Here is a 12,342-nt window from a genome sequence, read left to right on the forward strand (position 1 = left end):
AAAACGACCACAATGGGCTTCCGTGAAGGTAATAAGGGCAAACGTAGTCGAAAAACCGACCACAATGTCTTGCCGTGGAGGAAAACAGACCCATTGTAGTCGAAAAACCGACCATAATGAGCTTCCGTGAAGGTAAATAAGGCAAACGCAGGCGAAAAAACGACCATAATCCACAAACCAAGCTAACCTAACGAAAAGCAGGACAGTACCTTAAAGTTCTCTTGGTGCTCTTTATCAGGGTTAGTGGAAAATCGCTCTCTAATTTCACCTGTACGTTAGTGTTTGCATCCCCGAATTGGCTGCTTAGAACGGCTCCAGCAAGAAGTGACTGCGCGGGAAGTGAAACGCAACCAGGTCAGAAATCGGTGCAATGGCACTTTACAACCGAGCAAGCTAGAGGGGGATTAAACCACTTATACTCTGGAATTTGAATGGGCCAAGGTACTAGTGGTGCTTGAAGTCAGGAGTTACATATACCAATACCATGATCCGAGTAACGCCATGATCCGAGTAACGATGAGAACTCAGTCACGCCAAGAACCCAGTAATACATGACCCCTGTATTCCGCTGATCCTAGTAACACTATGGTCCTCGTCATGCCGAGAACTCAGTCACGCCGATGACCAAGTACCCCCATGATCCAGTACCCCCATGATCACTGTAGCCCCACGAACCAGTAACCCCAAGAACCAGTAACCCCAAGAACCAGTAACCCCATGGTCACTGTAGCCCCATGAATTAGTAGCCCTTGAAACCACTATACCCATGTCAGCTTTCTTCCTGCAAAGCAAGCGCTTCTTCCACGGCACGGATGATGCTATAGGCGCCTTTGCTGCGGTTGCAGAGGGCTGCAACCGATATCCCTGATCCCGGATAGTAGGCGGAATGGAAGGAGACGCCCGGGTCGTAGCCCATTAAGTGATACTTGAGAATCTCGCCGCCGCGTTTCGTGATCCATACCCCATAGCCGTAGTACTCTTCCCCGCCGGCATGAATATGCGGCGTCAGCATCGCAGCGGTCATTGTCGCGCTGAGCAGCCTCTGCCCGATCAATTCCTCCCATAGCCTCAGGACATCCGGAGCGGAGGCGAAGACACCTCCATCGGGTCCTCCTTTGACCGGAATAGAGTATATATTGGTGCGTATGCGTCCAGCTTCATCCTCAATATAACCCGTTGCCGTGTTCTCCGGCAGTTCATCCAGTGTATAATACCCGGAATGCCCCATCCTGCAGGGACGCAGAATTCTCCCCTCCACATACTCTGCGAAACTCTCTCCACTGATGGCCTCAACCAGCAGGCCAAGCATGATATATCCCGCATTATTGTAATGAAACCGGGCTCCGGGGACAAACTTCATCGGCTGTCCGCTGAACATCGGCAGAAAATCCCGGGGCTGCAGCAGACGGTACATCGGCCGTTCTATCCAAAGTGCACTGAAATCCTCCATCGTCTCTTCGTCAAAATAATCCGGAATTCCCGAGCTATGCGTCAGCAGGTGATGTACCGTAATATCCGGAGCAAAGCGGGGGAAATCGGACCGCTGCAAAATATCAAGCACTCTGCTGTCCGGGGTCAGCTTGCCCTGGTCCATCAGCTGGCAGATAGCGACGGCGGTGAGCAGCTTGGCGCCCGAAGCGAGGCCAAAGCGGGTATCTATCCGGTTCAGCCGCCGGTCTGCCAGGCTCGCATAGCCGGAGGACAGCGCGGCTAAAGGGGCTCCATGCTGTTTCAGCAGCACGGTTCCTGAATAGGAGCTTGCGGCTGCTGCTTGTTCGATTATGGCAGTAAATGATTGTGCGGACATCTAAAGAGGAATCTTCCCTTCTGCAGGAACTCGGATTGATTGGCTCAAACCCTATCTATACATTCTAGAGTCGGGATGATTTTCCTTGGGAAAAATTAATTATAACTGTTCTTTATACGTGCAGGGTGCCCGCGAACAATGCAGAGAGAGTAAGGCGGCTGAGGTTCCGCTATTCCCCACCACCAACAGAAGGCTTGTCGCCAGCCCCGGCGGAGCTAAGTGGATTTCAGCACACTAATTTATCGGTTTATGGATGTTTACACAGTTTAGTTTGATAATCGCAAACTAAATTTCGCCGTTTGCTCCAAAACAGGTGTTTTTGAGGTTTTTCGAAAAAATTAGATGGACGAAATCAATCTAAAGCTGCTTTTGGGACACATATTGGCAAATTAAGTGGCGGAAATCCACCTAGCTCCTTTAAAACATAGTTGCCGAGCCGGCGCGCCGTACGTCATTCCTGCAGCAATCGTTTCTGTCTGGTTCCCGAGCCGGCGCGCCGTACGCCATTCCTGCAGAAATCGTCTCGGTCTGTTCGTCGAACCGATGCGCGTTATGCCATCCCCACAGCGCTTATCCCGATCTGCCCACCCCGCACATTGAACCTGCTAACCGCTTGCTCCTGCAGCTATGCGTTTGCTAGTACCTCAGCAAGAACGCATCGGCACATATCTATCAAACGGCGGAATCCATATAATTAGGCAAAACTGTCACTCTATTCGCACAAGCTCTCTTTTCATAGGATTCATATAATTTAGTACACTATGAAAAGGAGTGAGCAAAGTATGGTTAAGACGCTCTTGGATTATAATGCGCATGTCGTTACACCCATCACTAACGGCGTTAACATCCCGATTCCGATTTCGCCGGCAGGGGTGCAGATCGCTGCAGTTTCGGTGTATATTGATCCCGCTGTTCCGGCCCATTTCCCGAATAAGGTTGAGCTGAAAGCGACAATCGGTGTAGAAGCTCAACTGGATACCCCCAATGTGCTGGTGCGCATCTGGCGGGCAGGTTCAGAAATCTTTTACGGATTGGTGGAGCTTGAAAATGTTTTCAACGACTGGGGGCTGATCTCGCTGACTATGGTAGACATCAATGCGCCTGCCGGTACGCAAAACTATCAGCTGATCGTAGAGAACCAGGACAATAACGCTCAGGCCCGTGTTGTCGGACCCGTTATCTTCACTGCAATGGCTATCGGCGGCTAAGCTTTCTTTCTTCCAAAATTCCTTCCTCGCAATGTATAACATGCAGCTCTCTTCGCCATCTCTTTGAGATGCGCGGGGAGAGCTTTTTTAGGGTCAGGCCTGATTTCGTTGTGGAAAATGGAATAATTTACGCGATTTCTGCCGACACTGAAACACAGTACCTGTGATAGGGAAAGGTCAAGTTCAGGAGGGGAACCATTGTGAGAAAAATGCGTTATGCTCTGCTGGCCGCACTGACGGCTGTGTCGGTTCTGGGCGCGGCTTCAGGAGCTTATGCAGAGGAAAAAGGCAAGGACGCCGCGAATGCCGGCTCCGCCGCTGCCGCACTTGCCCCGAGCGCCCGCTCCGCCATTCTGATGGATGCGGGCACCGGCACCATTATTTATGAAAAGAACAGCCATGATAAGCTCCCGCCGGCGAGCATTACCAAGATCATGACCATGCTGCTCACCGTTGAAGCCATTGACGAAGGCCGGCTGCAACTGACGGACAAAGTACGGACGAGCGAATATGCCGCCTCTATGGGCGGGTCGCAGATCTTCCTGGAGCCGGGGGAAGAGATGACGGTAGACGAAATGCTCAAGGGCATCGCCATGGCTTCCGGCAATGACGCATCGGTGGCGATGGCGGAGAAGATTGCCGGCTCGGAGAGCGCTTTTGTCGACATGATGAATGCAAAGGCGGAAGGCTTGGGGCTGAAGGACACCCATTTCGCCAACTGCAACGGATTGCCGGCGAAGGACCACTATTCATCTGCGCATGACATTGCCGTCATCAGCCGCGAGCTGCTCAAGCACGACCGGATCATCAAATATACCGGGGCCTACCAGGACTATCTGCGCAAAGATACGGAGAAGCCGTTCTGGCTGGTGAACACGAACAAGCTGGTGCGCTTCTACACCGGAGCAGACGGCCTCAAGACGGGCTATACTTCCGAGGCCAAGTTCTGCCTCTCGGCGACAGCCGCACGGGACGGACTTCGGGCCATTGCCGTCGTACTCGGGGAGCCGAATACCAAGACGCGCAACAGCGAGGTGTCGGGCATGTTTGACTATCTCTTCAGCCAATACAAGGTGCATACCATTCACAAGGCGGGGGACAGCATCGGCATGCTGAATATCGAGAAGGGCATGAAGACGAAGCTGCCGATTGTTGCCAAGGAGAACTACAGCGTACTGCTGCGCAAGGGGATTACCCAGGAGGGCATCCGTCATGAACTGGTGCTGCCGAAGAGTCTCAAGGCGCCAATCACCGCGGACCAGACCATCGGCAAGCTTGTAGTCTATCAGGGCAACGAACTGCTGAAGGAATACGAGCTGAAGGCCGGCGAGGATGTGGCGAAGGCGGGCTGGTGGAAGCTGTTCAAGCGTACGACAGGTTCTATGTTCACAACAGATTAAGCCGGTGGTTTGACATAATAAGACGAACATCAGAGATTTTGTAGATTTCCCCCTAAGCAGCTGTTGATTCTTAGGGGTTTTCTTCTAGTTTTGTCGGGGGGCAGGATTCCCCTGCGGCGGCGTAGAAACCTTGTCCTTGAAGCGGTGAACAGCTAGAACAAGAGATTTTCTAAGCAGGCTAAGAGGAGAGTGGCAAGCATGAATTCACATGTGGAGATGGAGCATCACCGGGGGGTACTGATCGTGCGTCTGGCCGGAGAGCTGGATCATCATGCCGCCGATATGGTGCGGATGGAGATGGATGAGGCGATTATGCGGGGACAGGTCGAGCATTTGATTCTCAGCCTGAAAGACCTGCAGTTCATGGACAGCTCAGGTCTTGGCGTAATTCTGGGCCGGTACAAGCTCATCCGCAGCAAAGGCGGCAAAATGGCTATCTGCGACGCCAGCGCACCGGTCAAACGGCTGCTGGATATGTCGGGCCTGTTCAAGATCATGTCCCTATATGACGACGAGAGCGCCGCGCTCTTGAATTTGGAGGTTGCATTATGATGAGGAGCGATGCCGGTAACTTCATGAGTGTCCAGTTCGCCGCCCTGTCGGAGAACGAATCTTTTGCACGCGTGGTGGTGGCGTCCTTTGTATCCAGGCTGGACCCGACCATGGAAGAACTGAACGACCTGAAGACGGTCGTCTCGGAGGCGGTCACTAACTGCATTATTCACGGTTATGACAGCAATCCCGAAGGGGTGGTCAGTATCTCGGCTTCCATTGAGAACGAGACCATCTACATGACCATCGAGGACAAGGGAAAGGGTATAGAGGATCTGGAGCTGGCCAAGCAGCCGCTGTATACCTCCAAGCCGGAGCTGGAGCGTTCGGGGATGGGCTTTACGATTATGGAAAGCTTTATGGATGAGTTTGAGGTTACCAGTGAACCGGGGCGCGGGACTTCCATCTCAATGAAGAAGACTATCGTCTCGAAAAAAGCTTTATACAATTAGGGGTTGGAGCCATGGATGCCGAGAAAAAAGCTCCGCCGACCTATCTGGACGATGCGGAGGTCAAACGTCTGATCGCGCTTAGCCAAGCGGGGGACAATCTGGCCCGCGATACGCTGGTCAGCTGCAATATCCGGCTGGTCTGGTCGGTGGTGCAGCGGTTTATGAACCGCGGATATGAGCCCGACGATCTGTTCCAGATCGGCTGCATCGGGCTGCTGAAGTCCGTCGACAAATTCGACCTCAGCTATGAGGTCAAGTTCTCCACCTATGCGGTGCCTATGATTATCGGCGAGATTCAGCGCTTCCTGCGCGACGACGGCACCTTAAAGGTCAGCCGTTCGCTGAAGGAAATGGCCAATAAGGTGCGCAAGATGAAGGATGAAATGTCCAAGACACTGGACCGCCTGCCGACCATCGGCGAGGTCGCGGAGGCGCTTGGGGTGACGCCCGAAGAGATCGTCTTCGCCCAGGAGGCCAACAAGCCGCCGACCTCGATCCACGAGACGGTCTTCGAGAACGACGGCGACCCGATCACCCTGATCGACCAAATCGCCGACGACTCGCAGGAGCGCTGGTTCGACAAGCTTGCCCTGAGCGAGGCGATCGGAGCCTTGAGCGAACGCGAGCGCCTGATCGTCTACCTGCGCTATTACAGGGACCAGACGCAATCCGAAGTCGCCAGCCGCCTTGGCATCTCGCAGGTGCAGGTGTCGAGACTGGAGAAGAAGATCCTGGCCAATATCCGCGAGCAGATTGCGCAGTAGCGCAGCAGGCCGCTAAGCGGCCTGCCCGCAGGGTTTCGAGGGATACAGCAAGGCTGAGCAGTGAGTGTAAGGAGTGTATGTGACGGGTGCAAGAACGGTGAACCGCCTCGGGAGGGGCGGTTTTTTTGATTGCAGATATCCTACACTTGATCTATGAAATATCAGAAGGTTTAAAATTATTTTTATATTAGTTATATGTTGAATATATGGAAACAATTTTAATTTTATTGCGTCTTATTTTTAGTAAAGGTTATTCAATTTTGACAAAAGAGAAAAGGAGCATAAAGCAGTGAAAAAAAACCTTAAGTTAGCCGTATTATCTCTCGCGTTATTTAATTTGGCGGTATTAACGCCTGTACATGCAGCAGCAGAGCCAAAGATCAGTGTAGATGGTAAATTGATTACAACCGACGTAGCGCCTTATATTGTGGACGGAACTACATTTGTCCCGCTGGAAATGGTGAAGAATTTAAAAGGGATTCAACTGGTCTGGAACAATAGCACCAAGACAGTAACGTTGGACGCAAATCAGAAGGAATACCAACTAAAGACCGGAGAAGCTTTTGCCAGAAGCGGAAGTAAAACCTATACTCTACCGGCAGCTGCAGAAATAAAGCATAATCGGCTCATGGTGCCTATCCGCTTTGTAGCGGAAGTATCGGGCGCAGCAGTCTCATGGGATGCAGCTCAGCGGACCGTTGTAATTATTCAGGCAGCGGGAAAGACTGAGAAGGCACAGCTCGTTGTTACTGATACTGAGAAGCATGTAAAGCTTTTTAACGCAAATGAAACGTTAAAGACTGCTGGAGAATACGAGGGCGTTTATTTAGAAATCGATGGGAAACAGCAGTATTTTGACTGGAAAGTTGTTACAGATCCAACACGTGAACCGCAGTTGAGCTCTACCGATCTTACGGGTGATGGGGTAAAGGATGCTGTTGCTATTTTAACCGTGGGATGGGGAACGGGCCTTTCTCTTCAGGAAGTTCATGTCGTAGATGGAGCAAACCTGAAAGAAATACAAGTGATAAATCCACTTGAAACGCTGGAGAAGGAAGTAAGCTCCCAAATGACAAAGAAGGGAGACGGGCTGGATATAACAATGACTGTACAAGGTCAAAAGGTGAGTATTCATGAACCCGGACCGATATATAATATGAATAAGAATGGTAAAGTGGGATTTGGCAGTATTGTTAATTATTTGGTTGAGGATGGCAAGTTAGTAGCTAAAATAGCTGCAAATATATCAATAACCGAATACATCGGAGACTTCACTATCGTTTATGAATTTGAAAAAAATCAGCTGCAGTCCAAGATGGTCGAGTTTAAAGCATATTAAGTAAAATCCCAATACGAGCGGCCCCTACCAATAAAGTAGGAGCCGCTCGTTGATTAACTTCCTTGAAGATTAAAAAAAGTGTGGTTCCCGAGAGCAAGTTTGCCCGTGACTACAAGCCATCCTGATCCGGACATATAGTAGTACAATTTACCATCTGACCGTGTCTCTGAATTGTTATTAAATAACGATGTTACTGCGTAATACCGATTTGAGCCGATAGGATTGTAGTAGTTGGCTGTATTCAAGGCAATATTCAAGCATTCTTGCCATACTGCACTACTGACATTTGGCGCCATACAATCATCATAGTTAGGGTCCGATGTTCGCCAGCAGCTAAAGGCATTTTGTTGTAAGACAACATCCTGAACTGTGTTCGGGAAGTAAGGCGAGTTTTTTCGATTAATAACTACATAGGCGATAGCAGACCGGCTGTTTACACTTATTTCGCCCCGTGCTTCACCATAAATGGTTCGGGCAAGCAAATCGGCACTGTCCCGTCCGTATAATTGATTAAAACTTGTAAGTGGATCACCATACGCCATATCAATTTCCTCCCTAAAATCGTGATGATGAAGCAGCGCGCTATTTGCTTCTCATATATAAAGAGAATTCTAGGTAGGAATTACAATCAAAACTTGAAAAATACACAGCAAAATAGTGAAACTATATAATAGTCTCACTTCACTTTGTACTTTTGTAACCTTCTCCCCCCAATCCGGCACTTATAGTTAGAACATGTGACCAGAGGAGCGCGAAATATGATGGAGCAGTGGATCAGAGATGTAAACGCGGGAGATCAGGAGGCGTTCGGGAAGCTGATGGCCCATTTCCGGGGGATGGCTTATGCGGTCAGTTACGACAAGCTGCAGGATGCACATCTGGCGGAGGATGCCATACAGGAGGCTAATCTTGAGGCCTACTTGAACTTGGGCAAGCTGCGGGAGCCGGCGGCGTTTCCGGGCTGGTACAAGACCATTGTTGTACGGCAGTGCCAGCGGATACTGCGGCGGAAGTGCCCAACTGCTGTGCCGCTGGAGAAGGCCGGCAGCCTGCCGCAGCCCGCCGAGAGTGTGGCGGAGCTCGCCGAACGCCGGGAGACGGCAGAGGCGCTGCGGAGTCTGGTGCAGGACCTTCCTGCCACACTGCGGGTGCCTGTGCAGCTGTTCTATTTCTACGGCTACTCGCTGCAGGAAATCTCCGCGTATCTGGGTACACCGGCGCCAGTCTTGAAGAAGCGGCTGTACGACGGCCGCCGGAAGCTGAAGTCGGCGCTGCCTGTCAGCAATCTCGCGTCCATGTTCAGCGAGCTTTATGAAGGAGGAGCTAATATGCTGCATATTGTCAACGGTGATGTGGTTGGAGACATGCTGAGACAGGGCATCGTCCAGGGCGAGGTGCTGGTCTGGCGTGAAATCTACTCCTACGGACCGGTATACGGCGCAAGCGCAGGCGAACAGGAACGGCTGATCCGGGCCCGGGCGCTGGAGGAAGGACTGGGTATTCCCCGTGAAGAATATCTTGCAGCTTATGCGGAGCAGGAACGCAGGCTCGGCGAATTCAAGCGTTATGATGAAATCGTGCTGTGGTTCGAGCATGATCTCTTTGACCAGAGCATGCTGGCCTTTCTGCTGCACTGGTTCAGCGGACGGAAGCTGGGCCGCACCAAGCTGAGCCTGCTGTGCATCGGCGAGTTTCCGGGTATCGAAGTGTTCCATGGATTGGGACAGCTGACGCCGTCGCAGCTGCAGACCTTATCCGGTACATGGCGGAGTATTGGACGGGAGGAGCTGGAGCTGGGAAGGGAGCTGTGGGAGGCCTATGCGTCCGCCGATCCGCTGCGGCTGGCGGACCTGCTGGAGCAGGAGCGCCAGCGCCTGGATAAGGCGCTGCCCTTTGCCCGTGAAGCGTTCACCGCGCACTTGTCGCGGCTGCCTTCCCTGTCGAACGGCCTTGGAATTGTGGAGCAGACCACGCTGGAAAGGGTTCAAGGCGGGGCGGATACGCCGCTTGAACTGTTCCGCCAGGTGACCGACCAGCTGCACATGCTGGGGATGGGCGATCTGGAATACTTCCGCTATTTCGAATTGCTGGCACAGGAGCCGCAGGCGTTAATCCGCGTTGACGGAGTGGAAGAAATGAAGGAAGCAGAGAGTGCGGAGGGAGCGGCTATGTTCCGCAGGGTACCGGAGTTCCTGAAGCGCAAGGTCACCTTGACCGATGCCGGCCAAAGGGTATTAAACGGACAGGCGGACCGGGTAGAACTGCAGGGAGTGGACGCCTGGCTTGGCAGCCTGCGGCTGGGGGGGCACTCGGTACCCTGGCGCTGGGACAGCGGGGCGGGAAGGCCGCTCCGCATCTGAACCGGGCTTAAGCCTCTCCGCTTGCGTATGCTTCTGCTCTGTCATGAGATATAATAGAGACTCCGGGCATTCCGGCATACTGGAGCGGGGAGGGAACTGCAATCAGAATCTTGGCTATCAGCGATATCCATGGCTGCCACCGGGAACTAAATGCCCTGCTCGCCAAAGCGGATTATTCGCCCTCCAGAGACCGGCTGGTTCTGATGGGTGATTATGTGGACCGCGGTCCGGACAGCAGGGCGGTAGTGGAGCAGGTTATGGCGCTTCATGAGCAGCATGGGGCGGTGGTGCTGAAGGGCAATCATGACCAGATGGCCTGTGATGCACTGAACAGTGAGGACGACGACAAGCTGGACACGCATTGGCTGACGAATGGCGGGTATCAAACGCTGATGAGCTACTGCGGCCAGCAGTTTTTTGTACAGGAAGCGGGCTGGACTGAATATAAACGGGCAAAAGCTTACCTGAAAGAAGAGTTCGGCGACCATTTCGACTTTTTGAACCGGCTGCCGGTGTACTATGAGAGTGAACAGCATCTGTTCGTCCATGCCGGTATTGATCCTGCCGTCACGGACTGGAGAACCCAGAGGCCTTACGATTTCATCTGGATCCGGGAAGCCTTCCACAAGCATCCGGTCGTCACGACGGACAAGACAGTGGTGTTCGGACATACGCCGACACTGGGACTGCACCAGCGGGAAGAAATCTGGTACAGCCCGCTTGGAGACAAGATCGGCATTGATGGGGCTTGCGCCTACGGCCACCGGCTGAACGGCCTGGGAATCCATGAAGAGCCTGCGGGTAACGGGTACGAAGAATACTTTGTATTATCCGGAGCCGGGCGGGAGGACAGTTAGAATGGGCCCGCGGCATCCAACAAGATTCGACAAGATTGCCAAGGATGATATGGTATACTTCCTTCAATCATTTAGAGGGGGAGTTTAGCTGTGCGAAAAATATTGTCCAGAGTCGGTCTTGGATTCATCGTCTTATGTCTGGCGGGGATTGTGCTGTGCTTCTATATTAATCAATTTACATATGCGTACGCCTTGATTGTGCTGCTGCTGTTTATCTTTGGCGGCATGGGTCAGCTCTACAAGCTGAAGAACGATGAGTACATGTACAATAAGCTGAACGGGCGCAGTCAGCGGGACGAATATGAAGAGTATACACGTTGATCCGCAGTTTGCTTGACTATAGACCCGTTACGGCAGCATTTTAAGACCCCGGTGACCTCCGATAAGGAGAGTACCCGGGGTTTGTGCGTTATTAAACCGTGCACTTTATACATAATCGGTGTTTTTTCGGAAGAGTTCTTTGAATTTGTCCATTGTCAAAAGCGGATTCGGCCCCTATTATAATGATAATGAGAATCAATTTCATGAAAAAGGGTGACCTCTATGAATCCACAGGCATCTGCCGAAGCCGGGCTCACCCGCGGTATGGAAGCGCCTAAGCTACGTTCCCGCCCTTGGGCGGCAACGCTGATCCTGATAGGCGGTCTGCTTGCGCTCGCATTGGGTGTGGCTGTCTCGGTTTCGTTCGGAGCAGCCGATATCAAGCTGTCCGTGGTATGGACATCAATCTTCCACTTTAATCCGGATCTTACGGATCATCAGGTGATCCGCGAGGTCCGCTTGCCGCGGGTGCTGGGCGGGGTAATGATCGGCGCCGCATTCGCCGTGGCCGGCGCGATTATGCAGGGCATGACCCGCAATCCGCTGGCGGATTCGGGACTTATGGGGATCAATTCCGGTGCAGGCTTCGCCCTTGCGCTGTGCTTTGCATTCCTGCCGAATTTGCCGTTCATGTACCTTGTTCTGTATTCCTTTATCGGGGCTGGAGCCGGGGCGGGCATTGTCTACGGGATCGGCTCCATGGCCAGGGGCGGACTTACGCCGGCCCGGCTGGTGCTGGCGGGTGCGGCGTTCAGTGCGCTGCTCACGGCGCTCAGCGAGGGTATCGCCCTCTATTTCCGGATTGGCCAAGACCTGGCCTTCTGGTATGCGGGCGGGCTTGCCGGCACATCCTGGCTGCAGCTGCAAGTGATGTCTCCCTGGATTGTGGCTGCAATCCTCGCGGCCGTTGCTTTGTCGCGTTCCGTTACCATGCTCAGTCTCGGTGAGGAGGTGGCCAAGGGACTCGGACAACGCACGACACTGGTGAAGATAGCCGGAACGGTGATTGTCCTGGTGCTGGCCGGTTCCTCGGTGTCGGTAGTGGGAGCGGTGGGCTTCATCGGGCTGATGGTTCCCCATCTGACCCGCTATCTGGTCGGCGTGGACTACCGCTGGATTATTCCCTGCTCCGCAGTCCTCGGCAGCTTGCTGGTTGTATTCGCCGATCTGGCGGCACGGATGGTCAATCCGCCGTCGGAAACGCCGGTCGGCGCCATCATCTCCTTGGTCGGAGTACCGTTCTTTCTGTATCTGGCCCGCAAAGAAAGAAGGGAGCTGTGAG

Annotated in this window: 12 protein-coding genes; 10 read left to right on the plus strand and 2 right to left on the minus strand. The window is 52.9% G+C overall.

Going from position 1 to position 12,342, the window contains the following annotated elements; translation table 11 throughout:
- Positions 1 to 769: 769 nt before the first annotated feature.
- On the minus strand, positions 770 to 1,807 hold the full coding sequence (locus F1379_RS14525; RefSeq protein WP_150270887.1) for a serine hydrolase domain-containing protein: 1,038 nt from the start codon (positions 1,805 to 1,807) through the stop codon (positions 770 to 772).
- A 782-nt stretch (positions 1,808 to 2,589) separates the two neighbouring features.
- Between F1379_RS14525 and F1379_RS14530 the strand changes: the two genes are divergently transcribed.
- The 6 genes from F1379_RS14530 (at position 2,590) to F1379_RS14555 (ending at position 7,522) form a co-directional block, all read left to right on the plus strand.
- A complete protein-coding gene (locus F1379_RS14530; RefSeq protein WP_150270889.1) occupies positions 2,590 to 3,015 on the plus strand; it encodes a hypothetical protein in 426 nt (141 codons plus the stop codon).
- Between the two features lie 209 nt (positions 3,016 to 3,224).
- Positions 3,225 to 4,415 (plus strand): D-alanyl-D-alanine carboxypeptidase family protein, encoded by a 1,191-nt coding sequence (locus F1379_RS14535; RefSeq protein WP_150271120.1) that lies wholly within the window; start codon positions 3,225 to 3,227, stop codon positions 4,413 to 4,415.
- Positions 4,416 to 4,613: 198 nt separating this feature from the next.
- Positions 4,614 to 4,967 carry an anti-sigma F factor antagonist gene (spoIIAA, locus tag F1379_RS14540; protein WP_150270891.1) on the plus strand — a complete coding sequence of 118 codons (354 nt, stop codon included), beginning with the start codon at positions 4,614 to 4,616 and terminating at the stop codon, positions 4,965 to 4,967.
- Positions 4,967 to 5,419 (plus strand): anti-sigma F factor, encoded by a 453-nt coding sequence (gene spoIIAB, locus F1379_RS14545; protein WP_420850506.1) that lies wholly within the window; start codon positions 4,967 to 4,969, stop codon positions 5,417 to 5,419. Before spoIIAA ends, spoIIAB begins: the two co-directional genes overlap by 1 nt.
- Positions 5,420 to 5,430: 11 nt before the next feature.
- Positions 5,431 to 6,183, plus strand: a complete 753-nt coding sequence (sigF, locus tag F1379_RS14550; protein WP_150270895.1) for an RNA polymerase sporulation sigma factor SigF — start codon at positions 5,431 to 5,433, stop codon at positions 6,181 to 6,183.
- Positions 6,184 to 6,472: 289 nt separating this feature from the next.
- Positions 6,473 to 7,522, plus strand: a complete 1,050-nt coding sequence (locus tag F1379_RS14555; RefSeq protein WP_150270897.1) for a copper amine oxidase N-terminal domain-containing protein — start codon at positions 6,473 to 6,475, stop codon at positions 7,520 to 7,522.
- Between the two features lie 53 nt (positions 7,523 to 7,575).
- Here F1379_RS14555 and F1379_RS14560 read toward each other — a convergent pair whose 3' ends face one another.
- Entirely contained in the window at positions 7,576 to 8,064 is a 489-nt protein-coding gene (locus F1379_RS14560) for a cell wall hydrolase (protein WP_150270899.1), read from the minus strand.
- Between the two features lie 216 nt (positions 8,065 to 8,280).
- Here F1379_RS14560 and F1379_RS14565 point away from each other — a divergent pair, with 216 nt between their 5' ends.
- The 4 genes from F1379_RS14565 (at position 8,281) to F1379_RS14580 (ending at position 12,341) form a co-directional block, all read left to right on the plus strand.
- A complete protein-coding gene (locus F1379_RS14565) occupies positions 8,281 to 9,882 on the plus strand; it encodes a sigma-70 family RNA polymerase sigma factor (protein ID WP_338046310.1) in 1,602 nt (533 codons plus the stop codon).
- 110 nt (positions 9,883 to 9,992) lie between these two features.
- Positions 9,993 to 10,739: a metallophosphoesterase family protein gene (locus F1379_RS14570; protein WP_239004676.1), complete on the plus strand. Its 747-nt coding sequence runs from the start codon at positions 9,993 to 9,995 to the stop codon at positions 10,737 to 10,739.
- A gap of 90 nt (positions 10,740 to 10,829) precedes the next feature.
- Positions 10,830 to 11,060 (plus strand): hypothetical protein, encoded by a 231-nt coding sequence (locus F1379_RS14575; protein WP_150270903.1) that lies wholly within the window; start codon positions 10,830 to 10,832, stop codon positions 11,058 to 11,060.
- A 222-nt stretch (positions 11,061 to 11,282) separates the two neighbouring features.
- Complete coding sequence (locus F1379_RS14580) at positions 11,283 to 12,341, plus strand: FecCD family ABC transporter permease (protein ID WP_150270905.1); 1,059 nt, start codon at positions 11,283 to 11,285, stop codon at positions 12,339 to 12,341.
- The last annotated feature ends 1 nt before the right edge of the window (position 12,342 follow it).

It is taken from the genome of Paenibacillus tepidiphilus, from assembly GCF_008635795.1.
GTDB lineage: Bacteria > Bacillota > Bacilli > Paenibacillales > Paenibacillaceae > Paenibacillus_AQ > Paenibacillus_AQ tepidiphilus.

What these genes read in the sequence shown, in the direction of transcription:
- F1379_RS14580 (WP_150270905.1), top strand. Translation starts at nt 11,283, where the DNA reads ATGAATCCACAGGCATCTGCCGAAGCCGGGCTCACCCGCGGTATGGAA.
- F1379_RS14565 (WP_338046310.1), top strand. Translation starts at nt 8,281, where the DNA reads ATGATGGAGCAGTGGATCAGAGATGTAAACGCGGGAGATCAGGAGGCG.
- F1379_RS14535 (WP_150271120.1), top strand. Translation starts at nt 3,225, where the DNA reads ATGCGTTATGCTCTGCTGGCCGCACTGACGGCTGTGTCGGTTCTGGGC.
- F1379_RS14525 (WP_150270887.1), bottom strand. Translation starts at nt 1,807, where the DNA reads ATGTCCGCACAATCATTTACTGCCATAATCGAACAAGCAGCAGCCGCA.
- sigF (WP_150270895.1), top strand. Translation starts at nt 5,431, where the DNA reads ATGGATGCCGAGAAAAAAGCTCCGCCGACCTATCTGGACGATGCGGAG.
- F1379_RS14530 (WP_150270889.1), top strand. Translation starts at nt 2,590, where the DNA reads ATGGTTAAGACGCTCTTGGATTATAATGCGCATGTCGTTACACCCATC.
- F1379_RS14560 (WP_150270899.1), bottom strand. Translation starts at nt 8,064, where the DNA reads ATGGCGTATGGTGATCCACTTACAAGTTTTAATCAATTATACGGACGG.
- spoIIAA (WP_150270891.1), top strand. Translation starts at nt 4,614, where the DNA reads ATGAATTCACATGTGGAGATGGAGCATCACCGGGGGGTACTGATCGTG.
- spoIIAB (WP_420850506.1), top strand. Translation starts at nt 4,967, where the DNA reads ATGAGGAGCGATGCCGGTAACTTCATGAGTGTCCAGTTCGCCGCCCTG.